This window comes from Candidatus Limnocylindria bacterium (genome assembly GCA_036523395.1).
Taxonomy (GTDB): domain Bacteria; phylum Chloroflexota; class Limnocylindria; order P2-11E; family P2-11E; genus CF-39.
Genome location: DATDEH010000046.1, coordinates 45,620 through 69,549 on the forward strand (window position 1 = coordinate 45,620; position 23,930 = coordinate 69,549).

Here is a 23,930-nt window from a genome sequence, read left to right on the forward strand (position 1 = left end):
TCTAGCGGGCGGCGTGCACCCTCTCGCCCACCAGGAATCGCTCGTGGGGCAGCGAAGCGGCGTCGATCATCGCCGCGGTCTTGTCGAGCGGCGAGAGCGGCCCATGCGTGTCCGACCCGACCGAGAATCGCGCCCCCATCCGTTTCGCACGCTCGAGGAACTGGCGGTGCGGGACGCCGTACGCCTCGTTGACCTCGATCGCCACGTCGGCGTCGACGCAGAGCTGGATGAGGCGCTCCTGCCACTCCGCGGGATAGGCGCGCTCCGGGTCGCCGAGGGCCGCGAGCGGCGACATCGTGCCGTGGCCGAGGATGTCGATCCCATCGCGCTCGAAGCCTTCGCGCACCACCTCGAGCATGCGTTCGCGGATGCGGCCGGCGAGCGCACTGTCGCCGAAGCGCTCGCGCTCCGAGAATGACGCGAGCTTCCCTTTGAGGAAGGCCCCCGCTTCATCGAACGGGATGCGCACGCCGTCGACCTCGAGCTGGTGCAGCGCACCGATCATGTAGTGGACCGACGCGCGCGTCGTCGCGCGGAGCGGCGGCGCGACGCCGAGATCGTATTCGAGGCCGACGCGCAGTCCGAGACGCGCGGCGTCGTCGAGATAGCGGAGCACATCGTCGTCGTCACGCATCTTCCCCGGCCATGGGAAGTGGTCGGATATGCCGTGCGGGCGCACGGACACCGTGCTCGCGCGCTCCGCCAGCGAGACCGTGCCGTCGGAGCGCTCGGTGTGGATGTGGTGGTCGAACAGCTTGAGCGTCAAGGCTCGGGGTGGCCGGCCCACGCGGCCTCGACGAGCGTCCAGAGCACGCCCGACACGAGGGTATGGCCGCCGAGCAGCAGCGGGAATGGCGCGCCCCGCGCGGCAGCGGTGAACTCGCGCAGCTCGCCCCGGGCGAGTGACTCCGCGCGGAAGAGGTCCGACGCGAACCGGTCCTGAGCGGAAGGCTGCCAGCCTAGGTGCGCGAACAGCACTCGCGTGTCGAAGAGCATCCCGTCACCGAGCTCACCCAGACGCGCGAAGAACGCCTCCGGTCCGATCTCGCGATAGAGGAAGCCGAGCGCGGTGCGCGCCTCGCCCGAGGTGTCGCGTGCAGCGGCCTGCATGCCCCGCTCCTCGGCAAGCATGCGCACACGGCAGGCGGTCTGCGACTCGAGATACGACCACACCGGCGCACCCACACGACCCGCGACGATGAGCTCGCGCTCCGGTGTCGTCACCAGCCGCATAAGGGAGTCGATCCGCGCCCCGAGCTCGCTGTCCCACGTGTCGAGCGCCTGCAGCTGCGGCGGGCATGCGGGGTGTCGCTTCAGGACGGCGGCATCGGCGGGGGTATCGACATCGAGCAGCGTCGCCGCGGAGCGTTCCAGCTGACGTGATGAGAGGCCACCCTGCTGGTGCAGCCGGCGCGGCAGAGGATTGTCGGTCGCCGGCAGATCGATGACGGTCAGCGCGGACGCCGGCGTGAACGCGACGAGATCCGCGGAGTAGTAATTGTTCGAGAGGACCAGCGCCTCGCCGGCGTCGATCTCCTCGCGCAGCCGCGTGAGCTCCGCAGCGCTCATGAGCGCGCCGGCGCCCGCGCCGATCGTCGCCATCCGCTCCAGAGCGCGTGCGCGAGACAGCCCGAGGAGCTCTTCACCGAAATGGAACGGATCGGCGCGCGGTGGAACGACGGCCGCACCCGCGCGTCCGAAGGCGGCGCGCGCCTCGGCATCGGCGGTCACCGCGAGGAGCGGCGCGAAGCCCGCGTCGCCCGCGCGCGTCAGGACCACGGCGCCGATCGCGATCTTGATCGAATCGAGCCGCTGCTCGATCTCCGATGTGCCGCCGCGGCCGAAGAAGACGATGAACGCCGTCGTCACCGACGGGACGGTAACACCGACTCCACCCGCAGCAGGAAGAGCAGGGCAAGAGCGCTGAGTCCGGCCGCGACGATCACCTTCACGCCGCCCTCGGGCACGCTGCGCAGGACGAAGAGCCACTGCGGATCGCTCCAGTCCAGCAGGCGCGCCGGGTCGACGTTGATGTTCGTCGGGTGCAGATCCCAGGTGTTCTGGTCGTACACGAACGCCGCGGCCTGAAAGATGATCAGCGACCACGCAGCGCAGATCCAGAACACGATGCGCGCGGGCCAACGCGCGAGGAGACCGTGTCCGATCCCCCACGCGATCAACAGGAACAATACGGGTGCGAGATCGTCGAGGAAGCGCGGACCGAACACCCGCCCACCCCACCACTCCGCGTAGGTCGAGTACAGGATGGCCGTCGCGGCCCAGGCGTACGCGAGGGAGAGCAGCCGCAGCTCGAGGCGATCGCGACCGGGCTTGAGCAGCGCGATCGTCGCGAACGCGAAGAGGATGAACGGCTCGTATACGAAAAGTCCGCGGCTCGGCGAGAGCAGGATCCCGTACAACCCGATGAGCGGTGACGTATCGAATGGTTTGGTGCCGTAGCCTTGTTCGAGCGGGTTGCCGAACGCATAGGCGTTGTACACGAGGAGCGGGACCACGCCGATCGCCGCGCCGATGACCGCGACGACGGTCGCTCGGATGCGCGCGGCCGGGACGAAAGGGACGAGCATCGCCGTCGTCTGCCGGACGACGCTGCCAAGGCCAAGCGCCACGCCTGCGGCGAACTCGCGCCAGAGCGCGACCGGTCGCGCCAGGAATACGAGCCACAGCGCGATCGCGACGGCGAGGTGCACGCCGGCGTGCTGCCAGAGCGCCTGCGACGCGATGGTGCGCACGCTGGTTCCGAAGAAATAGAGCAGCACGAGCGCGAGCGACCAGCGCTCGCTCGCGAATCGACGCATCACCGCCCACAGGAACAGCGCCGCGATCACCTCGACCGCGGCGGCGGCGACATGACCAACGCGCACGAGGAGCCCGAGGTTCAGCGGATCCGCACCAGCGAGGACGAACGGCAGGAAGAACGGGAACGCGAGGAACGCGATGCCCGGCGGGAAGATCGAACACACACGGTCGTTCGGCCCAGGCGCCGGCGGTCCACCCGGGCTGCGCGCCGTCCCGGGCGCCTCGGTCGCGGTGGACGCCCCGCACGCGCGGAAGAAGTACGCCTCGGAGTCGAGCTTGTTGCTGGCCGCCGCCGATGGGTCAAGGGGTGGTCTGCGTTCCGCGGGCCGGAACACGAACTCGTCGTAGTCGAGGTCGCCTTCCTGCACGACGGTCCACGCGAACAGCGCGTTCGGCAGGACATCGGGAGACCAGATGTCGTTCAGATTCGCGAAGGCGAGGACGAATAGGAGCAAAGCGCGCATTTGCCACCGCGCGACGCCGACGCGCTCGTTCATGCGTCGAGCGCTACGACGTAGGGCCGCACGACGCGGGCGCCCGCCGCGCGCAGCGCACCCGTCGCGGCGGCGAGTGTCGCGCCGGTCGTCGCGACGTCGTCGACCAGCGCGACGCGCGCACCGCGGAGCGCACCGGCCTCGGCGACGTACGCGCCGCGCAGGTTCTCGGCGCGCTGGGCACGGTCGAGCGAGATCTGCGGCACTGCGGGGCGGATTCTGCGGAGCGGCACCCGCAGCGGTAAAGCGATGCGCCTCGCGACGACGTCCGCGAGCAGCCAGGCCTGGTCGTAGCCGCGCGAGCGCGCGCGGTCGCGGTGGAGCACGGCCGGCACGACGACGTCGATCGCGACGCCGGTCGCGAGATCGCTGGCGACGCATGCCGCGACCAGCTCGCCGAGCTCGTTCGCAAGCGCGCGCTCACCGCGGTACTTGAAGCGGTGGATGGCCTCGCGCAGCGCGCCGCCGTACGTGCCTGCGGCGCTGACGCGGCCCTGGCGGACAGGCTCGCAGAGCTCGCGGCAGGCGAGGCACAGCCAGCTGCCGGCCGCGCCGCACCCGGCGCACCGCGCTGCGAGCAGTAGGTCGAGCGCGGCGTCCGCAGCCGCTTTGGAGATCACGCGGGCTCGAAGACGAGTTCGTCGCCGACTTGCGTGCGTGTCTCGGACGCGGTGCCGGCGGGCAGCTCGATGACCTCCGCGGCGCCCCGCGCAACGATCGCGGGTCGCCAGGGACCGATACGCTCGGCGACGCGCACGACGCGGCCGTCGCGGTCGACGAACACGGCATCGATCGCGAAGCGCATGAAGAACATGGTGATCGAGGATGTCTTGGTGATCCGGAGGCCCTCGCCCGCCTTGAGGCTAGACCGCGGGAGGAGTCCAAGTCCGCGCGAGAGGAACGAATCGGCCACACCGCAGTCCGAGGCGAGGACGGTTCCCTTGGTGGTGTTCCGGACGCGGAGGCGCGAGGCTCGGACCTAGATCTGCGAGCAGGACGACATCGCGGACAGGGCGGCCGGCGCCAAGATGACGATGAACAGCGACGGGAAGATACAGCCGACCGTGGGGAGCATGATCAGGATCGGGGCGCGCGCGGCCTTCTGCTCGGCGCGCTGGCGCCGGTCCTGACGCATCTGCTCGGACTGGATCCGCAGCACCTTCGACATCGAAACACCGAGCTGGTCGGCCTGGATGATGGCGGAGATGAAGTTCTGGAGCGCCTTCACCTCGACGCGCTCGTTGATGCCGCGCAGCGCTTCCTGACGTGACTTACCGACCCGCTGCTCGCCGGAGGCACGCTTGAACTCCTCGGTGAGCGGACCCTTCATCTTCTCGGTGACCTTGACAAGGGCTGCGTCGAAGCCGAGACCGGCCTCGACCGAGATCGTGAGCAGGTCGAGCGCATCCGGGAGCTGCTCGACGATGGCGTTCGCACGGCTACCGGCGCGGCTCGACAGGTAGAAGTCAGGGAGCAGGAATCCGAGGACGATGCCGACGACGAGCCCGATGAGCGTCTGCAGCGGATCGCCCGTGATGGCGTTCACCAGGCCAGAGGCGAGAACGCCAACGACGATCGACGCGAAGCCCTTCACGCCGAGGAAGAACTCTGTGCTCGTGGTCTCCATGCCCGCTCGCTTCAGGCGAAGCGAGAGGCTGCGGACGGTGTTCTGCGGATAGAAGCGGCCGACCAGACCGGCGAAGCCATCGATGATCGGCTTCAGCATCCGCTCTGAGAGCGGGCGCTGCAGCTCGAGTTCCTCGAGGGTGCGCGGGCGTACCGCGATCTGCTGCAGACGCGCCCGCACCGGGTCGAGCTGGGCTCCGATGATCATCGAAACGAAGACCACCAGGATCCCGAAGAACATGAGCCCGGCGAAGACGAGAGGTTCCACCGCTTACACCTTGATGTTCGTGATCTTTTGGATCGCGATGAAGCCGATGACCATCATCACGGCGCCGACGCCGAGGAGGATCTGACCGAGGAGCTGCGTGAAGAGCGGCTGCATGAACTCGGGGTTGATGAAGTTCAGGGTGATCATGATGCCGATGGGCAGGAACGCCACCAGGTAACCCGAGTAGCGACCCTGGGCGGTCAGCGTGTTGATCTCACCCTTGATGCGCACGCGCTCGCGGATGGTGAAGGCGATCGTGTCGAGGATCTCCGCGAGGTTTCCACCGACCTGCTGCTGCACGCCGATGGCGGTGACCATGAGGTCGAGGTCGTCGCTGCGGATGCGGCGCACCAAGTTGGAAAGCGCCTCCTCCATACCGAGGCCGAGGTTCACCTCCCGCACGACGCGGCCCATCTCCTCGCCCATCGGATCGGGCGTCTCGCGCGAGACGAGCTCGATCGACTGAAGGAAGCTCGAGCCCGCACGCAGCGAGTTCGAGAGGAGCGTGATCGTGTCGGCGAGCTGCTTGTTGAAGGCCGAGAGCCGTCCGCCGATGCGCTGCCCGACCCAGAACCGCGGCACAAAGTAGCCCAGGATCGCTCCGACGACGCCGGAGAGCGGATCGCGCAGCACTCCGAGGAGGAGGCCAAGGCCGACCGCGAGACCGACGCGGATCGAGTAGTACTCAGCGACGCGCAGCTTGAGGTTCGCGCGGGCCAGGTCGCGCTGAACGCGGATCTGGAAGCGCTTGTCCTGGACGTCGCTCGACAGCGTCGCGAACGGGTCGACCAGGTTGCGCTGACGCCCACGCGTCCTGCCGTCGGCCGTCTTGGTGGTCTCCGTCTTGCCGCCGGCGTAGCGTGCCATGCGCTCCTCGACCGAGCCCGCGCCGCCGCCGGAGAGCATCGTCGAGATCCCCCAGAAGAAGAACAGGACACCGGCGAACATCCCAGCGGGAAGGGCGTACTCCATCTACCTGAGTCCGACGGACATATCGCCGAAGACGCCCTGCGGGAGCTTGATGCCGGCCGCCTCGAACTTCTCGCTGAACTTCGGGCGGATGCCGGTCGGACGCAGACGGCCCTGGACCTTGCCTTCGACGTAGCCGGTCTGCTCGAAGACGAAGACATCCTGGAGAACGATCGCCTCGCCCTCCATGCCCTGCACCTCGGTGATGTTCGTGACCTTGCGCGAGCCGTCCTTGAGACGCGAGATCTGCACGATGACGTCGAGCGCGCTCGCGATCTGCTCTTTGATGGCACGCGCCGGTAGGTCGACGCCGGCCATCAGGCACATCGTCTCGAGCCGGGCGAGCATGTCCCGCGGAGAGTTCGCGTGACCCGTCGACAGCGATCCATCGTGACCGGTGTTCATGGCCTGGAGCATCGAGAGCGCCTCACCGCCACGGATCTCACCGACGACGATGCGCTCGGGACGCATACGCAGGGAGTTCTTCACGAGGTCCATGACTGTGACCGCGCCCTTGCCTTCGATGTTCGCGGGGCGCGACTCGAGGCGGACGACGTGATCCTGCACCAGGCGGAGTTCGGCGGCGTCCTCGATCGTGACGATGCGCTCGTCCTCGGGAATGAAGCCAGACATGATGTTGAGGAGCGTCGTCTTACCGGAGCCCGTGCCGCCGGAGATGAACATGTTGAGGCGGGCTTCGACGCAGGCCCGGAGGAACTCCATCATCTCCGCGGTCGCCGTGCCGAACTTGATGTAGTCCTCGACGGTGATCCGGTATTTGGGGAACTTACGGATCGTCACCACGGGACCGTTCAGCGCGAGTGGCGGAATGATGATGTTCACGCGAGAGCCGTCGGGAAGACGTGCATCCTCGTACGGCTTGGATTCGTCGACGCGTCGGCCGATCGGCGCGATGATGCGTTCGACGATACGCATGACGTGCTCGTCGCTCTGGAACGTCACGTCGGAAAGTGAGAGCTTGCCCTTGCGCTCGACGTAGCAGCGGAAGGGGCCGTTGACCATGACTTCTGTGATCGTGTCGTCCTTCAGGAGTGGCTCGATCGGCCCGAACCCTAGGATCTCGTCGAGGATCGACTCGAGCATCTTCTGACGCTCGACACGCGTGACGACCACGCCTTCCTCGTCGATGAACTTGTTGAACATCTCCTCGATGCTCGAGCGGACAGCCTTCGCGTCCGCGAGATCGAGGCGCGGGTCGAGGTTGTTGATGATCCGCGTCTGGAGCTTGATGCGCACGTCGCGGTTGACATCGCGAGCGGGCGAGGTGCTGTGGGTGAGGGGCCCTTCGGACGGCGGCTTCGGGGGACCGCCCGGTGGGGGCGGGGTGCCAGGCGCCTGGGGGGCGGCGGGCTGCTGCCCGGACGGTCGCTGACCTTCGATGCGCCTAAGCAGTGACATCCCTCTAAGAAACCCTCATCTCCGGCTCCCGTTATGGCGGGCGCCTGCTCCCTCGGCTAATGGAGTCTACGTCCACCCCACTGGTTTCTTACCGTCCCTTTGGGGGATCAGACCGGTGACTAATGCCGAGCGCTGCCGCCCTAACGGGCTCCGAAAAGCTTGAGTCCGCCGCGCGCCGACGCTTGCTTGCCCGCCGCTGCGGGAGCGCTCTCGGCCGTCGCGACGCGCTGCGCCAGAGCAAAGATGTCCTTGGCGACCTGGCTGTCCCGGTGGCTGATGACGAACGGAACGCCGCGGTTGACGGCGAGGACCAGGGTGCGACCGTCGGAGACGATCGTGTGCGGGATCTTGCGACCCAGGCTCGCCTCGACATCCGAGGCCTTGATGCCGCCTGAGCTGTCGTTGCGGTTGGCGACCAGCTGCACCTTCGCCTCGTCGTAGCCGAGCTTCTCAACGACCTCCATGAACACGCGGACGTTCTTGAGGCTGGTGATCTCGAGCGTCATGAGTGTCAGGATCACGTCGGCAACGTCGAGCATCGTGATCACCTGCTCCTGGAACGACGGCCACGTGTCAACGACGATGTAGGCGTATCTCTCCCTAAGAAGCTCGAGGACGTGCTTGATGTGCGCGCCGGTGATGAGCTCGGTCGACTCGGGGGTCGGCGGCGCGAGCATCACTTTGATGCCTGTCGAGTGCTGCACGAGGATCGATTCCACGACATCGGAGTCGGCCGTCTCGAACGAGCCGATGAGATCGGCGATCGTCTTCGCCTTCGGGCTCATGTTGAGGATCACGGCGATGTCGCCGAAGGGCAGGCTGCCGTCGACCAGGACCACGGGCTTGCCCGTCAGCTGGTGCAGAGCGACGGCGAGGTTCGTGGCGATCGTGGTCCGGCCGACGCCACCCTTTGGCGAAAAGAACGTGATGATCTTGCCCGTCTCGCGTCCCGGCACCGCAGCGGCTGCGGGAGCGCCGGGCGCGGCCACCGGAGCGACCGGCGCGTAACGTGCGCGGCGCACCTTCTCGAGCTCATGGACGTGACGGATCGAGTTGATGAGCTCGTCGGCTGAGAACGGTTTGACGAGAAACTCGCGCGCGCCGGCGAGCATCGAGCGGCGCAGGTAATCCTGCTCGCCCTGGACGCTCATCATGATGATCGGCGACTCCGGGACGGTGTTCGAGATGATCTCGGTGGCCGTGATCCCATCCATGTCGGGCATGTTTATGTCCATGAGGATCACGTGTGGCCGGTGCTGCTTGGCGAGGTTGACGGCCTCCTGCCCGCCACCGGCGGTGGCAGCGACTTCCATGTCGGGCTCGAACCCGATCAGCTTGGCGAGGTTCTCTCGCGTGTCGGCGATGTCGTCGACGATGAGGATGCGGATCTTTTCGCCGTCAGCCAAGCGTCATCGCTCCCCTTTGCGGTGTTCGCGCGAGTCTAAACCGTCACCTGCACGTAGCCGGCTGCCTCCAGGGCAAGTGCGACCAGTCCGCCTAAACCGAGCGCGACGCCGTACGGGATCGACGATTTCATGATCCCCGCCATCGTCGTCGGGGCGGCGCCGGCCACTGGCCGAGCCAGCCTTCGTCGCAAGATGAATCCGACGGCAAGGACGCCGCCGATAAGAGCACCGTAGACCGCAGCAAAGAGGAGGAAGTTGATTCCGCGCAGCGCGCCGATCGCCATGAGGAGCTTGGCGTCGCCGGCCTTGAGGCCGCCCGCGGAGTAAAAGGGAAAGGCGATCGCGAAGGCGAGGAGGAGCGCCGCGACGTGGTCGACGAGCCCGCCGGTGAAGGGACCACCCGGCAGTCCCTCGAACGCGGCGAAGATGATGCCGGCGGCCATCGCCGGGTAGGTGAACATGTTCGGGATGCGGAGGAAGCGGAAGTCGGTGTACATGACCGCAAAAAGAAGCGCCGTCAGCACAACGTTCTCGACAGCCCTCATGGTCTCGACGCTCACGGTCAAAAATCCTCCGCCCTCTGAAGAGAATGAGCGGCGCCGCTGCCGGCGCCGCTCATAACCCTACACGCGAGGAAAGCTAGGTGAGGTTGTTGCCGATGTTGCTGAAGATGTTCTGGATCTGGCCTCGCAGGAAGACCATCGCGACGATGACGGCGATGGCAATGACTGCGATGATGAGCGCGTACTCGACGAGGCCCTGGCCTTCGTCTTCACGGATGAATGTCAGCATGTAACTCCCCCCTTTCTCGTATTGCCTGGGCGGGAGTGTGCCTGCCCGGACGTCAAGCCAGCCAGTAGGAAGGTCGTACTAGGAGCACATTGCGAGCGAATCTAGACTCCGGCTTCGAGGAAGGGGGTCCATGTCTATGGCGGCTGAAGCGACGGCGGTCGTGGTAACCATGACTAAAGTGGGCTTCTGGGTCCGATTCTTTGCGATCTTCATCGACGGGCTAGGTGTCGGCATCGTCTCGAACATCATCAGTGGCGCGACGGGCGCTGGCGCGATGAGCACGAGCAGCAGCTCGATCAACACGCTCCTCGGCATTCTGTACTTCTGCTACTTCTGGTCGGCGCAGGGTGGCGGGCAGACCCTGGGCATGAGGGTGCTCAACATCAAAGTCGTTCGGACAGATGGTTCTGCTCTCACGATCCTTCAGGCATTCATCCGCTACATCGGTCTGTTCGTTTCCATCGCATGCCTCTTCATCGGCGTCATCTGGGCCGCGTTCGACGCGAACAAGCAAGGCTGGCACGACAAGATCGCCAGCACCTACGTCGTCCGGGTCTAGGAACTCTTAGAACCGCTCGCGACCGGTCGTGACGCGGACGTGTACGCGCTCGATGCGCGTACCGTCCTGCGTCGTTAACGCCAGCGCAACGTTCCGGCAGGTGAGCCTGCGATCATGCGCTATGTGCGCGAGTGCGGTTACCCCGCACCAGAGATCGTTAGTGTCGACGGCGCGGATCTCGTCCTCGAGCGCGCCAGCGGGCCAACGATGCGCGTCGACATCGCACGGCGGCCGTGAACTCTGGTCCGACACGCGCGACTCCTTGCCGATCTCCATCGACGCTTGCACCACATCCCCGCACCGGAGTGGTTACCCGCGATCGGGCCGGGCGGCGCGGTCCTGCATCTCGACCTTCACCCCGAGAACGTAATGCTCGATCGGAAGGGTGTCTTGGTCATCCGACTGGGCGAACGCCCGCGCCGGCCACTGGGCGGACGACGTCGCGCAGACCGTCATCATCCTCGCTGCCGCGGACCTGAGCCGAGCGACGAAGCTCGCGCTGCGCGCGTCCCGGCGGCTCATCTTGCGGGCTTCGACCACGCCGTCGTGCGCGAGCACCTGCGGCGGCGATCGAGCGCCGCATGGCGGATCCGAATATGACCGCGCACGAGCGCGACCTCATCCCATTGGTTCGCCTCTAGTTAGCAAAAGGGGGGTTGCAGGGGGTTCTCCCCCTGCGATGAATGAGGCTGCTGCGATCACATTTGTGATCGCAGCAGATTGAGATCGGCGTCGTATTCGAACTTCGCGCTGAACGTCGTGCCGTCCTGGAGCAGACGCGGGAAGAAGATCGCGTCCGCCGGCGGGATCGGCAGCTTCGTCACCTCGTCGACCGGCACCCAGCGGAATTCGCCGATGCCCGGCGCTGGCGTGAACGTCCCATCGAAGTCCCACGCGACGAAGATGAAGGTGAGCCACTGGTAGTCGGCGCGTGGCGACGTTTCGGTCATCACCGCGCGCAGCACCGGCCGTTCGATCGCGAGTCCCGTCTCTTCGCGCATCTCGCGCACCGCGCACTCCGCGGGCGACTCGCCGGGCTCGAGCTTGCCGCCGGGCGCGACCCACAGCCCCTTGTTGGGCTCGGTCGTCCGGCGCACCATGAGGACCTGCTCGTCGCGGAGCGCGTAGACCAGCGTCGCGAGCTTCAGCTGCGGATGCGCGGCGATGATGCGCGGCCGGCTCGGGATCCAGCGCGGCACGTGCTCCATGTAGGTCTCATACGCCGGACCGAATCGTCGCTGAAGCGTCGGTTCCTCATACAGAACGACGAAGAAGTTGAGTGCGATCCACGCGACGGCGGCCCACAGGAGAAGCACGATCGATCCGTAGAACATCGCCTCGCCGATGAGGATCGTCGTCACCGCGACGTACATCGGGTTGCGCATCCATCCGTACAGGCGACCCGTGACGAGCCGGTGGGGCGGATCGTACGGCGCGGGCGTGCCCTCGCCTTCGACGATGAAGCCGGCGAAGCACCACGCGAGGATCGCGATGCCGAGCACGAGCGGCACGAGCCCGACGAGACGCAGCACCCCACCTTCGCCCTCGGTGCCCGTCGCGCTCAGGATCATCGCCGGGATCAGGACAAGGATCGTCGCCGGCACCAGCGCGCCGAACAGGAGCGTTCGCAGGAAACGGCCACCCACTCACGGGGAGAGTAGCGACAGCAAGGGCGGACCAAGAAACACGAGAAGCAACGCCGGCAGGATGGTGAGGGACAGCGGGAACAGCATCAGCACCGGTAGGCGCCGCGCATCCGCCTCGGCGCGGCGGCGCTCGGTCGCCCGTAACGCGTCAGCTTGGATGACCAGCAACTGGGCGAGCGGAGCGCCGAACCTCGTCGCAGCGACCACGAGCGCCGCGATGCGCGCGTCATCGCTGCCGCGCCCGAAGCCACGTAGCGCATCGGGAAGGGAGCGGCCCAGAGCGAGGTCCGCGAGCAGCCTCCGCGCGTCGGACATGCGCCCGAAACGCGGCGCGCGCTCGACCAGCGCGGCGAGCGCGCGCTCGAACGTGAGGCCGGCCTCAAGGCCCACGACGACGGCGTCCAGGAATGTCGCGAGATCGGGCGGCGGGGCCGTCGCGCGGACGATGCGCCAGAGCCAGAACGCTCCCGCGACCTCGAGCCCGAGAGCGATACCGAGGAGGCCGATGCCCTGCCCGAGGAAGATAGCCGCGTAGTCCGGAGTCGCCAGGGTGAAGAAGAGCCCACCGAGAGGCGCAAGGGCGACGAGGACGATCGCGGAAACGCGCCCCTGCGCGGTCAGCGCGGCACGCTCGTCCTCGAGCGCGAGCCTTCCGCGCATGAGCGCGGCGACACGGGCGAGACTGGCGCCAACGCGTCCACCGCTGCGCGCGAACGCGATGAGCACGACCGCGAGCGGGGCGATGTCCTCGTCGGACACTGCGCCCGCGTATGCGGCGAGCGCGTCACCGACCGGCGCGCCGAGCGCCAGTGCAGAGGCGGCGCGACGGGTCGGCGCGGCGAGCTCCGGCGGCAAGGTCGGCGCGACCTCCGCGAGAGCGACCGGGAGGGAGAGGCCGCTCGCGAGCGCCGCAGCGACCGCGTCGACGAGCGCGGGAAGTGCCGCACGCATCTCTCGGGCGTTCGCGGGGCGAAGACGACGCGCGACACGACGCGCCGCGTCGACGAGTCGTCGATCGAACACCAGCGCAATGAGCGCGGTCGCCGCGCCGAGCGCGAAGAGTGCCGTCAGGCCGCCACACTCCGCAGCTCGTAGCCGTCCTCGTCACCGATACCCAGCTCGGCGATCTCGACGATGCGGCGGCGACCGTCCTCACCGCGCTCCTGGTGTACGACGAGGTCGATGCCGCGTCTGATCTGCTCGCGGATCGCGGCGAGCGGCAGGTCCACTCCACCCATGAGCGCCATCGTCTCGACCCGGAGAAGCGCGTGATACGCGCCGTTCGCGTGCGCGGTCGTGAGCGATCCGCGATGGCCGGTGTTCATCGCCTGAAGCATGTCCAGCGCCTCGCCGCCTCTGACCTCGCCGACGACGATGCGATCCGGTCTCATCCGCAGCGCGGCCCGCAGCAGCGCGCGCACATCAACGGCGCCCGTTCCTTCCACGCTCGGCATGCGCGTCTCGAGTGCGACGACGTTCGGCTGCGGCAACCTGAGCTCCGCCGCGTCCTCGATGGTGACGACGCGCTCGCGCTCGCCGATCGCGTACCCCAGCGCGTTGAGCGTCGTCGTCTTCCCGCTCGATGTCCCGCCCGAAACGAGGATCGTGCGCCGCTGGCGCACGGCGGCGACGAGAAGGTCCATCGCCTCGCGCGAACACGTGCCAAGGCGAACGAGATCGTCCGGCGTGAGCGGCCGGCTCGCGAAGCGACGGATCGTGAGCACCGGTCCGTGAAGCGAGATCGGCGGGATCACCGCGTGCACGCGTGACCCATCGGGCAGCCTCGCGTCAACGAGCGGCGTCGCGAGGTCGATGCGCCGCCCGAGCGGCGCGACGAGGCGCTCGATGAGGACGAGGATCTCGTCCGGATCCGTGAAGCGGATGCCGGTCTCCTCGAGGCGTCCGTCGCGCTCGACCCAAACGCCGCGCGTGCCGTTCACCATCACCTCGCTCACGCGCTCGTCACGTAGCAGTGGCGCAAGCGCGGCGAGCCCGAACAGCCGGTCCTCGAACCACCGCTCGAGATCACGCAGCTCGCCCGACGGCACGACCACGCGCTCAGAGGCGAGCGCCTCACGTAGCGCAGGCGCGAGCTGATCGCGTCGCGGCCGTCCGTCCTCGGCGTCGCGCAGTCGCGACACGATCGCGCGCTCGAGCCGAGCGCGCACGCCCTCCGACGTCATGAGGCGTCGAGCGCGATGAGCTCCGCGAGCTCGTCGTACGCGCGACCGAGCGCGCCACTCACGGCGTGCCGAGCACTGAACGCCGCGGCGACCGCGACCTCATCACGCGGTAGCGCGCGGAACGCCGCGCGCTCGCCGAGCCGCGCGGTGCGCGACTGCGAGGCCATGAACCACGCGTCGGCGGGGACGTCGCTCGCCTCGATCGTCGCGAGCGAGAGTGGGTCGTCGTACGAGAGAATGAGCACCCGATCGGCGAGGGCTGCGAGCGCACGACCACGCTCGTCCGCGAGCATTGGCGTGTCGACGAGCACGAGCTCGGCCAGCGACGCCGCGGCGCGCACGGTCGATTCCGCGAGGGCGCGGGTCGGTGCGATGGGCGCGCCACCGATCACACGCAGGCCCGTGCTCTCCACCGCGACGACCGCTAGGTGTTCGGCGGTGAGCTCGTCGGTGAGGCCCTCGAGCTCGGTCCAGGCGCGCGGTGAGCACTGCAGCCACCAACCGAGCGCGCCGGTCCCGGTCGCATCGACGGCCGCGACGCCCAGTCGGGTCGCAAGCCGACGTGCGAGATTCGCGACGAGCAGGGTGCGTCCGACGCCGCCCCGCACACCGGTGATGACGACGACGCGCGTCGCGCGTCGCGCCGCCCTGGGAAGAGCCGCGACCACGAGCGGCCCGAGCGCCGCGGGTTCGCACGTCGCTGCGATGGACGACGCGTCGTAGCCGAGCGCGGCGGCGAGCGCGCGTTCGGTCTCGCCCGCGACCGCGACGCGCGGGATGGCGCGATCGAGCGCTGCCGCGGCGGCCAACGACGTGGGATCGCGGAGATCGACGAGGATGAGATCGGGCCGAGCGGTATCGCAAGGCTCCAGGCCCAAGGTCGCGGCGGCGACGCGCAGATCGTCACCGCCGTAGATGACGGCGCGCGGACTCACGCGCTCGCCCATCGATCAGCGGGTCGAGCGCAGGAGGGGTACCAGCAGCATTCCCCCGCCACGCGCGATCGCGATCGCGCTCGCTCCCTCTTCGTCCAGCTCCAGCACGATCCCGCGGTCGTCCGTCGCCATGACGCGCGCGGCGTATGCGACTGGCACGGCGTAGGCGCGCTCGCCCTGACGGACCGCAAGGACGTCGATCACGTCGCCGGTGCGCACTCGTGGCACCGGCGCCGCGAGCCACGCGACGGGGAGGCTCATCGCCCACGTCGACGGTGCCAGCGATTCCGCGAGCGATGCCTGCACTTGTGGCGTCGCAGTCCCACCCATCTCCGCGCCCAGCGCGGCAAACGCGAGCAACGCCGACGCGGCGCCGAGAGCCAGACGGCGCCGCGGGATGCGGCGGCGCGACGCTGTCAGCGCGGGGAGCACGCGTCCGCCTGGACAGCTGCGCGGTGAAGCCGGCCGGCATGGTGGATCTCGATCTCGATCGTCGCGCCCACGCAGCGCGCTCCGACCGCGCCGTCGAATACCCCGCCGTTGCGCGCCGCCGCTTCGGCCGCGGCGGCACGCGCGGTCTCGCGCATAGCGGGATCCGCGAGCATGCCGACGATGTCTGCCGTGGGACGTGGGACATCGAACGCGTGCGCTCGGAGCGAGTCGAGCCGTGCGACGTACGCGTCCGCGACGACCGCCGCTGCCGCCTCCACCGCGGCCTCGCCGGCATCCTGAGAAATGGCATTCGCGAGCATGCGGTCCTGGACCGCCCGCAGACCGACGATCGCGAGCGCTCCGATGCCGATCAGGATCGCCGCGATGACGACTGCCTGTCCGCGCTCGCCCCTCACGGCATCCACTCGATGCGTCGCGACGCGCTCGCCGTCACGACGAAGCGTGGCAGCCCTACGAATCCGAGCGGCACCGGTAGCGTGTAGCTCGCCTGGACCGTGAGCAGCGATCCGCGCGGATCGGCGTTGCGCGGTGGCTCTTCCTGCGGCGGCGAGATCGCGCTCGTCACGCGGTCGGGTGCGAGCGGGGCGACGGTTGCCGCGAGTGTCCCGCGGATCTGCTCGTCGTCGTTGGTGAGCGCTCCCGCGCGAGCGGCTTCGGCCGTCGCGTGCTGCAGCGCCATGCGCGCGACACCGAGCTCCGCGACGAGCACGATCGCGAGCGCGACAACGAGAAGGATCGGTAGCACGAACGCGAACTCGACAATGGCCTGCCCGCGGTCGCCGCTCACTCGCTGATCGGCGGCCATGGGATCCGGCGACTGAGGGTCCGCCGCATCAGGGCGCCGAAGCCTCCGAGGAGGATCACCACGCAGAGGCCCTCGAACGCGACATCCGAAAGGCGCCCCACCATCTCCGAGGTGCGGTCCGAAACGACCCAGGTCGCGGCGCGCAGGACGACACCGCGATCGTCGACCGGTACGGCCTTGTGCTTGATCGTCGCCAGCGTGAGATCCAGCGCCTCATCGTTCTGGAGGATGCCGCCGTGACCCTCTAGGTCCCGTAGCGAGACGGGCAGCAGGACGCGCGAGTCGACACCGGGATCGCGCGCGTCGCCCGAGCTCACCAGCTCATCGGTCGCGAGCCGCAGATCGAGCCGGACGACACCCGCCGGCGGCGCGACCGCGCGGATGCGCGCGAGGTCACGGACGCCGGCACTTTCGGGATCGTGAAGGTCGGCCCAGACGGCCACGTCGCGTGAATCCGCTCGGGCCGGTCCGCTCAGCGTGAGCGCAGCCTGCGCGATGCGCGCCGCGTGTGCCCCGTCGTGCGGCGCGGACCAGGCGACGTACGTCGTGACGCCGTCGCTGGAAGAGAGTCCCAGCTCGAACGCGCGGTCGGCGACATTTCCGCCGAGCGAGTGCGTCACGATGTGCACAGAGTCGTAGCCGGCCGACAGCGCGCGGATGCCGTCGCGCAAGTGGATGGCGTTCTCGTCGATCGGGTCGTAGGTGTTGTACACACCGAAGTCCGTACCGAAACGCAAGACGTCATAGGTGTCGCTCGGGACGCGGGCTTGGAACTCCGTGAACGGGTTCTCGCCTGGCCGTTTGTCCGATCCGAGGCCCCCAACGAGAACGATGAGCTCTCTTTTCGGACGCATGACCGCGCCGGGCGCGACCACCGATCCGATCGGAGCCGGCGGCACGGTCGCGGCGGCGCGGAGCACGCTGACAGGCGGACGGAGGGGAGGACCCGCGTCCGTGGGTCGGAGCGGCGGGCCCTCGTCCGCCGATGCAACGAGCGCCAGGGCCGGCAAAGCGGCCCATGCCACAAGCATCGCTCCGATCAGCGCTCGCACTCGCATCGAGCGACATGTCAACAGAGAAGGCGACGATGGCGAAGAGGAGCACCGAGCGGTACGGCGGTACTAGGCTTCCTGTAACGTACAGAATGCCGATGCGACGGTTACTGAAAGCGACGAAGGAGCTTTCAGCTGCACATCCCGAGCGGAGCGAGGGAGGGGTGCAGACACTGCGGCGCGGGCTTACGATCCTCGTCCTGCTCGCGTCCTGCGCGCCGACGCCGGCGTCGAAGCTGCCGCTCACATGCGGCGCCACGACCGGCGGCCACGCTGGCTCCGAGACGCAGCTTCGCTTCGTTGAGGCGAGCGACACGGAGATCGTCCTCACCTTCGGCGCCAGCGCGGAGTCCAACGTCTTCGACGTGCCGGCGTTCGAGCTCACTCCGCTCGAGGGTGCCGGCGCGGCGCGGGCGTACCGGCTGCGCGTAACGGGCGCCTCGACGCTCAATCCCGATGGAACGGCGAGCTACCGGGGCCTGAAAGGGCTCGAGCCGGGCGGGCGCACCGTTCGCGCGATCGACCTGATCGACGAATCGGCACGGGTCGTGACATTCACGGTGCTGCTCGAGCGGGACGTGTGCCCCTTCGTCGCGGCGAAGGCTTACGAGTACGGCAAGAGCCCGCGCGCGCAGATCGCGCTCACGTTCGGCGGCGCAAGCGCGCTCACGATCGAAACGATCTCGGACGCCGTCGGCGGCGCGCCGATCGGCACGCCGGTGCAAGGAAGCGGGGCAGGCTACGAGCCGTCGTCGAAGATCACCATCACCCTCGGCGGCCGTCGGGTCTGGGACACGACCGCGAACGCGGACGGGACCTTCGACTCGGGCTTCTGGATCCCGGACCGCGAGCCCGGCCTGTACACCGTGACGGCGACCGACGGCCACGGGCATGTCGGGACGACGACGCTGCGCGTGATGGCACAGCGAACGAAGAAATGACCGCGCTCGGGGTCGACGCGCTCATCGTCGTGGCGAGCAGCGCCCATGGTCCCGAGGGTCATCTCGGGCTCCCACGCGGTGGTGTGCGCTCGAAGACGGCACACGATCACCTCAGCGACGCCGTCGCGGCGCGCGATTTCCTCGGCGCGCGTCACGAATTCGCCGCACCCTCTGGGGCGCCGCCTTCGGTGGAGCTGCGACGGCTGCGCTTGGTGCGCGACGCGGTGCGCGCACTCGTCCGTGGTGATGTGCGGAGATACGCGCGCCGGCGCGATGTGCTGCTTCGCACCGCGCACTACCGGCTCGCGCCGGACGGCTCGCTCACGAGCGTGAACCAGGGATGGACCGAGTTCTGTGATCTCCTCGTGCCGCCCCTCGTCACGCTCGGTACCGAAAGGCCGCGACTTCGCGCGTGCGGCAATCGTCGCTGTGGATGGCTCTTCATCGATCGGTCCGCGAATGGCCGGCGGCGCTGGTGCGATCCGAAGGTCTGCGGGAATCGAATGAAAGTCCGGCGTTACCGCGCGCGGCGCTAGGGCCGCGCCTTCGCGACCTCCACGGCCTGTTCGCTCGCGGCCTTCTCTTCACGGTCATCGAGCGGCGCGAGCTGCTGCGGTCCATGACGCCGCTCGAGCGCCCAGGCGAGCAGACGATCCGCGAGCCATGGATTCTTCGGGAGGCATGACCCGTGGCTGTACGTGCCGATGATCTTCCCCTGGACCGCGCCCTCGGTCTTGTCCTCGCTGTTGTTCCCGCTGCCCACGATGACGGTGCCAAGGGGCTTCGCACTCGGCCCGAGGTAGGTGCGACCGCTATGGTTCTCGAATCCAACAAGCACGCCGTCGGGCGTCTCGGCGACGAGATTGCCAACGAACCGCACCGATCCGGCGCGCGTGCGGACATCGAGCACACCCAGCCCGGGGATCGCCGCCGCGTTCTCCGGTACGTACTCGTGCCCCAGCAGCTGGTAGCCGCCGCAGATCGTCAGCGCCGCCGCGCCGTTCGCCAGCGAGGCCTTGAGCGCATCACCGTTCGGGCCCGCGAGATCGGCGCCCACGATGTCCTGTCCCTGGTCCTGACCACCGCCGAAGAACCAGAGGTCGGGCCATTCCGCGTCGAAGGTCTGGCCGGCGGTGAATGCGCGCACCTCGACCGCGATGTCGCGCCAGCGCGCGCGCTGCGCGAGCGCAAGGACGTTCCCGCGGTCGCCGTAGATGCTCATCAGGTCTGGGTAGAGGTGCGCGATCCGGAGATCCATGACCTCAATCTTCCCAGAACGGCGCGACGTGGCCGCGTCGCGCGAGCTCGGCGCGCAGCGCCTGCATCGCCGTGTACGTCGCGAGCACGACGACCTCACCGCCCATCGGCGCCGCGCCGATCGCGCGATCGATCGCGCTTCCCCAGGCATCCACGACCTCGATCCGCTCGCGGGCGACACCCGCGTACTTCAGCCGGTTCGCCAGATCGCGCGAACGGATCCCGGTCACGACGGCGTGTTCGACCGCGGGCGCGAGCGTCTCGAAGTCGGCGTCCCAGATCCACGAGACGTCACGGCCGTCGGCGTCACGATCGTTCAGTGCCGCGAGAAGGCGTGGCCGGCGGCCCGTTTCCAAAAGCGCACCGATCGCGGCGTTGAACCCCGCCGGATTCTTCACGAGGATCAGCCGCATCTCTCGTCCATCGACCGCGACCTGCTCGAGCCGACCGAACGCCGGCCGGAAGTTGGCGATCGCGAGCGCCGCGGTCGGGAGGGCGATGTCGAGCGCGCGTGCGACCGCGAGCGCGGCCAGCGCGTTGTATGCGTTGTACAAGCCCGCGATCGGCACGCGCACCGGATCGAACGCGCTGGCGACCGCGGTGCGCAGTTGCATCTCGCTCGACACCGGTGTCAGAGCCACGCGCGTCGCGGACAAGTCCCGCTCAGGCCGCGTGAGTCCGCACGACGGACACGACCAGTCGCCCTCATGGGCGAGCACGACACGTTCGTAGCTGAGTGGCTGCTTGCAGCGCGGACAGCGCGTCGCGTCGCTGATCACCTGCGGCACGCGTCCGCCGACGCTCAGATCGTCGACACCGAAGTAGACGACCGGGCCGGAGTGCCGTTGGCCGAGCCACGCGACGATCGGGTCGTCCGCGTTCAGCACGAGCGTGACGCGCGGATCGAGCTTCGCGATAGCGTCGCCGATCCGGCGGGCGAGCTGATCGATCTCGAAATAGCGATCCATCTGATCGCGGAAGAGGTTCGTCACCAGTACCACGCGCGGGCTGATGCGTCCGAGGACGAGCGGCAGCGACGCCTCATCCACTTCGAACATCCCGATGTTCCCCCTCGGCTCGCCGCCCCAGGTGCTCTCGGCGAGCAGCGCGCCCGCGATGCCTCGCTCGAGGTTGGAGCCCGAGCGGTTGTGCGTCGGCGCCCAGCCGGTCGCGCGCACGATGTCGGAGAGCATTCGCGTGGTCGTGGTCTTTCCGTTGGTGCCCGAAACGAGGACCACCCCGTGCGCGAGATCGCTCGCGAGCGCAGCGATGAAGTCCGGGTCGATCGTGAGCGCGACGAGTCCGGGCAACGCGGTGCCACCGCGACCACTGATCTGGAGGACGAGGCGAGTGACCTTTCCTGCTGCGTTCGCCAGCCGGGCGAGGGGGTCAGGCACGCGCGAAGCGTACGGGGTCAGGCGGGCGCCTGGACCTCGCGCAGCAGGATCTCCAGCTCGTCGACCGCGCGACCGAGCCGCATTACGAGCGACTTCGCTCCTTCACCGTTCGCGCCCTCACGAAGCTCACCCATCGTCTCGAGCCGCGCGAGCTCGGTGACGGCTCGCCGCAGCCGCGCGACCGACAGCGACGTCGGCAGATTGCGGCGCAGGAGAATGACCCGCTCCTCGAGGTGCTCGAGCCGTCGACGCAGCTCACCTTCGAGATCCTCGGGTGGAAGATCATCGAGACGCTTCGCGTCGGACTGGATCGAGTTGAGATCGCGCTGCACGAGCTGTGCTGCTTTCTCGAGCGAGTACCCCTTTGCGAGCGCCTGCCGGATGCGGATGACCTTCTCCATGGCGTAGACGTCGTAGTCGCGCTCCCCATCGGCCGATGGCTTGACCAAGCCCTTCTTCGTCCAGTAGATGAGCTGTCGCGGAGTCACGTTGCAGACTCGCGCGGCCTCGGCCGCGGACAGGCGCAGACGCGACAGGACCTCGCCGTCATTAGCGATGAGGACGCGCGCAAGGACGTCGCGGGTCTCGGCTCCTGCCACGGAAGGGAAATTCTTTGGCGACTGGACCGACGTGTCAAGAACCGCGACAGATGGCACGCGGCGCCCCACGGCGCTCTGGATCAGGCCCTCGAGCGCGTTGGCGCCTTAAGCGCCTGGCGGTACGCGACCTTGACGGTCGCGTGGAAACGACCAAGCTTCCCGCGCTCCCAGTCGGCCCAGAGACGCGAGACCTCGACGCCGACGGGAGTCTTCACGTCACTCGCCTTCACCGCCGCGGCGACGGCGTCCTCCCACCCGCGCGAGGACGAGCCCGTCGCCTCACTGAGTCGGGTGACGCCCGGGGTGGCCTTAGGTCGTCGTGCGGGCACCGGGTCCTTCCGCGGAACGAACGCGCTTGGGGGCGGGCCGCTCGGGGTGACCATTCGTGGCGGCCTGCGATGGCTGGATCGGCGGCAGGGCCGCGATCTCGAGCAACTGGTTGATCATCGCGCTGATCCGCTCATTGAGCATGCGACGCGTCTCGGGGCCTGGGCGTGGCGCGAAGAGCATGCCGACCACGACACCGACCACGAACGCACGCATTGCGGCATTGATGACTCCGAACACGATGACCTCCTCGCTAACGGCTCTTGGGCGGGAAGCCCTCGAGTCCGTACTCCTTGATCTTTGCGTAGAGCAGACGCCGGTAGATACCTAGCATTTCCGCTGCCTTCGATCGATTACCCCCGGCATCCTTGAGCGCTTTCATGATCAGGTCCTTCTCGAATTGCGATACGGACTTCTTGAAGAAGGACCGCTCAGCGGAGACATCGTCGTTCTCGTCCTCGTGTTCGCCGGCTTCGTGGTCGCCAAATGGCAGCTCGCGGCTGGTGATGACCTGGCCGCGAGATAGCACGACCGCGCGCTCCACGACGTTCTCGAGCTCACGCACGTTGCCCGGCCACTCGTATTCCGTGAGGCGCTTCAGCGCTTCTTCGCTGATGGCCGCGGGCTGCGCCGTCGCGCTGTAGCGGTGCTTCGCGAGGAAGTGCTCGACGAGCGCCGCGATGTCCTCCTTGCGATCGCGCAGCGGCGGCATGTGGATGTTGATGACATTGAGGCGGTAGTACAGGTCGTCACGGAACTTATTCTGCTCGACCTGCTTCTGGAGATCCTTGTTCGTCGCGCAGATCACGCGGATGTCGACCTTGATCGGTAGCGACGAGCCGAGACGCTCGATCTTTCGCTCCTGCAGCACGCGCAGCAGCTTGGTCTGCGTCGCGAGGCTCATCTCGCCGATCTCGTCGAGAAAGACGGTGCCTTTGTCGGCGAGCTCGAAGCGACCTTTGCGCATCGCCATCGCGCCAGTGAATGAGCCCTTCTCATGTCCGAACAGCTCAGCTTCGAGAAGCGTCTCGGGAAGCGCCGCGCACGAAACCTTGACCATGGGACCGCTGCGTCGATTCGAGTTGTAGTGAAGGGCCTCAGCGACAAGCTCTTTGCCGGTGCCGCTCTCGCCAGTGATGAGGACCGTGGCGTCGGCCTTCGCGACCTTACCGACGGTCTTGTAGACCTCCTGCATCGGCGGCGAGTTGCCGACGATGCGCTCCGTTTGCACGAGCGAGCTGATCTCGTCGCGCAGGACCTCGACCTCTTGTGCGAGGTCCTGGTAATCGAAGGCTCGCTTGACCGTATGCGAGATCTTGTCGAGCTCGAATGGTTTGGTGATGTAGTCGAACGCGCCGAGCTCCATCGCTTTGATCGCGGCGTTCGACGATCCGAACGCGGTCATGATCAGAACGGACGTCTTTGGCGACGCTTGCTTGACCTTTGGAAGCGCCTCGATGCCGTCGAGCTCCGGCATGCGCACGTCCATGATCACGAGATCCGGTGAGCTATCGCTGACTTGCGCCACGACCTCTGTTCCTGTCGCAGCCTCGGTGATGGAGTAGCCCTCGTCGGTGAGAAGTTGCCTCAAAAGCGAACGGATCGACGCGTCGTCGTCAGCCACGAGAATGGACTTCTGGGCCATTTCTGTACGGTTCCTTCTCAGCGGGAGCCAAGTAGTGCCTGAACGACCACGCTCCCCAGTGTGAATTGACAGTTTGTGCTCCGCTAAGCGTACATGTCAAATCGCCGCCTGCTTAGGCGTGCGTTCGGGAAGCGCCCGTCAGTTCACGTCGCGCACATTGGGCGAGAAAGCGCCGACCACGGCAGTCGTCAGGGTCAGAGCGCCCGCGATCGCGATCAAGACTCCGGCATCGACATAGTCCGCTAGCGCCCCACTTATCGCGAACATCGGCAGCCAGGTGATGTTGAGGAGGGCCATACGCGCACCCGCAACGCGCGCCCGAAGCTCGGGCGGCGTG

Annotated in this window: 31 protein-coding genes; 4 read left to right on the forward strand and 27 right to left on the reverse strand. The window is 67.8% G+C overall.

What is annotated here, in order from left to right; translation table 11 throughout:
- Position 1: 1 nt before the first annotated feature.
- From VI056_06135 to VI056_06185, 11 genes are all read right to left on the reverse strand, one after another.
- Positions 2–766 carry a hypothetical protein gene (locus tag VI056_06135; protein HEY6202604.1) on the reverse strand — a complete coding sequence of 255 codons (765 nt, stop codon included), beginning with the start codon at positions 764–766 and terminating at the stop codon, positions 2–4.
- Entirely contained in the window at positions 763–1,869 is a 1,107-nt protein-coding gene (locus VI056_06140) for a hypothetical protein (GenBank protein HEY6202605.1), read from the reverse strand. Before VI056_06140 ends, VI056_06135 begins: the two co-directional genes overlap by 4 nt.
- On the reverse strand, positions 1,866–3,317 hold the full coding sequence (locus VI056_06145; protein HEY6202606.1) for a hypothetical protein: 1,452 nt from the start codon (positions 3,315–3,317) through the stop codon (positions 1,866–1,868). The genes VI056_06140 and VI056_06145 overlap by 4 nt, the downstream gene beginning before the upstream one ends.
- Positions 3,314–3,934 (reverse strand): phosphoribosyltransferase family protein, encoded by a 621-nt coding sequence (locus VI056_06150; GenBank protein ID HEY6202607.1) that lies wholly within the window; start codon positions 3,932–3,934, stop codon positions 3,314–3,316. Before VI056_06150 ends, VI056_06145 begins: the two co-directional genes overlap by 4 nt.
- Positions 3,931–4,227, reverse strand: coding sequence for a DUF192 domain-containing protein (locus VI056_06155; protein ID HEY6202608.1), 297 nt, complete (start codon positions 4,225–4,227; stop codon positions 3,931–3,933). The genes VI056_06150 and VI056_06155 overlap by 4 nt, the downstream gene beginning before the upstream one ends.
- Before the next feature lie 66 nt (positions 4,228–4,293).
- Positions 4,294–5,208, reverse strand: coding sequence for a type II secretion system F family protein (locus VI056_06160; GenBank protein ID HEY6202609.1), 915 nt, complete (start codon positions 5,206–5,208; stop codon positions 4,294–4,296).
- Positions 5,209–5,211: 3 nt separating this feature from the next.
- On the reverse strand, positions 5,212–6,180 hold the full coding sequence (locus VI056_06165; protein ID HEY6202610.1) for a type II secretion system F family protein: 969 nt from the start codon (positions 6,178–6,180) through the stop codon (positions 5,212–5,214).
- Complete coding sequence (locus VI056_06170; GenBank protein HEY6202611.1) at positions 6,181–7,596, reverse strand: CpaF family protein; 1,416 nt, start codon at positions 7,594–7,596, stop codon at positions 6,181–6,183.
- Positions 7,597–7,736: 140 nt separating this feature from the next.
- Positions 7,737–9,002: a response regulator gene (locus VI056_06175; protein HEY6202612.1), complete on the reverse strand. Its 1,266-nt coding sequence runs from the start codon at positions 9,000–9,002 to the stop codon at positions 7,737–7,739.
- 35 nt (positions 9,003–9,037) lie between these two features.
- Positions 9,038–9,562, reverse strand: coding sequence for a prepilin peptidase (locus VI056_06180; GenBank protein HEY6202613.1), 525 nt, complete (start codon positions 9,560–9,562; stop codon positions 9,038–9,040).
- 79 nt (positions 9,563–9,641) lie between these two features.
- Positions 9,642–9,794 (reverse strand): Flp family type IVb pilin, encoded by a 153-nt coding sequence (locus tag VI056_06185; protein ID HEY6202614.1) that lies wholly within the window; start codon positions 9,792–9,794, stop codon positions 9,642–9,644.
- 178 nt (positions 9,795–9,972) lie between these two features.
- On the opposite strand from VI056_06185, the gene VI056_06190 reads away from it, so the two are divergent.
- Both VI056_06190 and VI056_06195 read left to right on the forward strand, forming a co-directional pair.
- Entirely contained in the window at positions 9,973–10,353 is a 381-nt protein-coding gene (locus VI056_06190; protein HEY6202615.1) for an RDD family protein, read from the forward strand.
- 114 nt (positions 10,354–10,467) lie between these two features.
- Complete coding sequence (locus VI056_06195) at positions 10,468–10,590, forward strand: hypothetical protein (GenBank protein ID HEY6202616.1); 123 nt, start codon at positions 10,468–10,470, stop codon at positions 10,588–10,590.
- A gap of 72 nt (positions 10,591–10,662) precedes the next feature.
- On the opposite strand, the gene VI056_06200 is transcribed toward VI056_06195, so the two are convergent.
- The 9 genes from VI056_06200 to VI056_06240 all read right to left on the reverse strand — a co-directional run bounded on the left by VI056_06200 (position 10,663) and on the right by VI056_06240 (position 17,295).
- Positions 10,663–10,911: a hypothetical protein gene (locus VI056_06200; protein ID HEY6202617.1), complete on the reverse strand. Its 249-nt coding sequence runs from the start codon at positions 10,909–10,911 to the stop codon at positions 10,663–10,665.
- 140 nt (positions 10,912–11,051) lie between these two features.
- Positions 11,052–11,999, reverse strand: a complete 948-nt coding sequence (locus VI056_06205) for an NUDIX domain-containing protein (GenBank protein ID HEY6202618.1) — start codon at positions 11,997–11,999, stop codon at positions 11,052–11,054.
- Positions 12,000–13,022: a type II secretion system F family protein gene (locus VI056_06210; protein HEY6202619.1), complete on the reverse strand. Its 1,023-nt coding sequence runs from the start codon at positions 13,020–13,022 to the stop codon at positions 12,000–12,002.
- Between the two features lie 44 nt (positions 13,023–13,066).
- Positions 13,067–14,167, reverse strand: coding sequence for a CpaF family protein (locus tag VI056_06215; protein ID HEY6202620.1), 1,101 nt, complete (start codon positions 14,165–14,167; stop codon positions 13,067–13,069).
- Between the two features lie 11 nt (positions 14,168–14,178).
- Positions 14,179–15,117, reverse strand: a complete 939-nt coding sequence (locus VI056_06220; GenBank protein ID HEY6202621.1) for a hypothetical protein — start codon at positions 15,115–15,117, stop codon at positions 14,179–14,181.
- Positions 15,118–15,132: 15 nt separating this feature from the next.
- Entirely contained in the window at positions 15,133–15,549 is a 417-nt protein-coding gene (locus tag VI056_06225; GenBank protein HEY6202622.1) for a hypothetical protein, read from the reverse strand.
- Complete coding sequence (locus VI056_06230; GenBank protein HEY6202623.1) at positions 15,534–15,965, reverse strand: hypothetical protein; 432 nt, start codon at positions 15,963–15,965, stop codon at positions 15,534–15,536. The genes VI056_06225 and VI056_06230 overlap by 16 nt, the downstream gene beginning before the upstream one ends.
- Positions 15,962–16,357 carry a TadE family protein gene (locus VI056_06235; GenBank protein HEY6202624.1) on the reverse strand — a complete coding sequence of 132 codons (396 nt, stop codon included), beginning with the start codon at positions 16,355–16,357 and terminating at the stop codon, positions 15,962–15,964. Before VI056_06235 ends, VI056_06230 begins: the two co-directional genes overlap by 4 nt.
- Positions 16,354–17,295: a hypothetical protein gene (locus VI056_06240; protein ID HEY6202625.1), complete on the reverse strand. Its 942-nt coding sequence runs from the start codon at positions 17,293–17,295 to the stop codon at positions 16,354–16,356. The genes VI056_06235 and VI056_06240 overlap by 4 nt, the downstream gene beginning before the upstream one ends.
- A 296-nt stretch (positions 17,296–17,591) precedes the next feature.
- On the opposite strand from VI056_06240, the gene VI056_06245 reads away from it, so the two are divergent.
- Positions 17,592–18,368, forward strand: a complete 777-nt coding sequence (locus tag VI056_06245; GenBank protein ID HEY6202626.1) for a hypothetical protein — start codon at positions 17,592–17,594, stop codon at positions 18,366–18,368.
- The gene (locus VI056_06250) at positions 18,365–18,904 is read left to right on the forward strand and encodes a CGNR zinc finger domain-containing protein (protein HEY6202627.1); all 540 of its coding nucleotides are present in this window, start codon (positions 18,365–18,367) and stop codon (positions 18,902–18,904) included. The genes VI056_06245 and VI056_06250 overlap by 4 nt, the downstream gene beginning before the upstream one ends.
- Here the strand turns inward: VI056_06250 and VI056_06255 are convergent.
- The 7 genes from VI056_06255 to VI056_06285 form a co-directional block, all read right to left on the reverse strand.
- Positions 18,901–19,626 carry a glutamine amidotransferase gene (locus VI056_06255; protein ID HEY6202628.1) on the reverse strand — a complete coding sequence of 242 codons (726 nt, stop codon included), beginning with the start codon at positions 19,624–19,626 and terminating at the stop codon, positions 18,901–18,903. The two genes, VI056_06250 and VI056_06255, sit on opposite strands and share 4 nt — an antisense overlap.
- Before the next feature lie 4 nt (positions 19,627–19,630).
- On the reverse strand, positions 19,631–21,022 hold the full coding sequence (locus tag VI056_06260) for a MurT ligase domain-containing protein (protein HEY6202629.1): 1,392 nt from the start codon (positions 21,020–21,022) through the stop codon (positions 19,631–19,633).
- Positions 21,023–21,039: 17 nt separating this feature from the next.
- Entirely contained in the window at positions 21,040–21,621 is a 582-nt protein-coding gene (locus VI056_06265) for a MerR family transcriptional regulator (protein HEY6202630.1), read from the reverse strand.
- Positions 21,622–21,701: 80 nt separating this feature from the next.
- Positions 21,702–22,004, reverse strand: a complete 303-nt coding sequence (locus VI056_06270) for a dodecin family protein (GenBank protein HEY6202631.1) — start codon at positions 22,002–22,004, stop codon at positions 21,702–21,704.
- The gene (locus VI056_06275) at positions 21,931–22,188 is read right to left on the reverse strand and encodes a YtxH domain-containing protein (protein HEY6202632.1); all 258 of its coding nucleotides are present in this window, start codon (positions 22,186–22,188) and stop codon (positions 21,931–21,933) included. The genes VI056_06270 and VI056_06275 overlap by 74 nt, the downstream gene beginning before the upstream one ends.
- Positions 22,189–22,201: 13 nt before the next feature.
- The gene (locus tag VI056_06280; protein ID HEY6202633.1) at positions 22,202–23,572 is read right to left on the reverse strand and encodes a sigma-54 dependent transcriptional regulator; all 1,371 of its coding nucleotides are present in this window, start codon (positions 23,570–23,572) and stop codon (positions 22,202–22,204) included.
- Between the two features lie 159 nt (positions 23,573–23,731).
- On the reverse strand, positions 23,732–23,930 hold a 199-nt coding region (locus VI056_06285; GenBank protein HEY6202634.1), incomplete at its 5' end, for an MFS transporter.

What these genes read in the sequence shown, in the direction of transcription:
- VI056_06170 (HEY6202611.1), bottom strand. Translation starts at nt 7,596, where the DNA reads ATGTCACTGCTTAGGCGCATCGAAGGTCAGCGACCGTCCGGGCAGCAG.
- VI056_06195 (HEY6202616.1), top strand. Translation starts at nt 10,468, where the DNA reads ATGCGCTATGTGCGCGAGTGCGGTTACCCCGCACCAGAGATCGTTAGT.
- VI056_06165 (HEY6202610.1), bottom strand. Translation starts at nt 6,180, where the DNA reads ATGGAGTACGCCCTTCCCGCTGGGATGTTCGCCGGTGTCCTGTTCTTC.
- VI056_06250 (HEY6202627.1), top strand. Translation starts at nt 18,365, where the DNA reads ATGACCGCGCTCGGGGTCGACGCGCTCATCGTCGTGGCGAGCAGCGCC.
- VI056_06270 (HEY6202631.1), bottom strand. Translation starts at nt 22,004, where the DNA reads ATGGTCACCCCGAGCGGCCCGCCCCCAAGCGCGTTCGTTCCGCGGAAG.
- VI056_06255 (HEY6202628.1), bottom strand. Translation starts at nt 19,626, where the DNA reads ATGGATCTCCGGATCGCGCACCTCTACCCAGACCTGATGAGCATCTAC.
- VI056_06185 (HEY6202614.1), bottom strand. Translation starts at nt 9,794, where the DNA reads ATGCTGACATTCATCCGTGAAGACGAAGGCCAGGGCCTCGTCGAGTAC.
- VI056_06145 (HEY6202606.1), bottom strand. Translation starts at nt 3,317, where the DNA reads ATGAACGAGCGCGTCGGCGTCGCGCGGTGGCAAATGCGCGCTTTGCTC.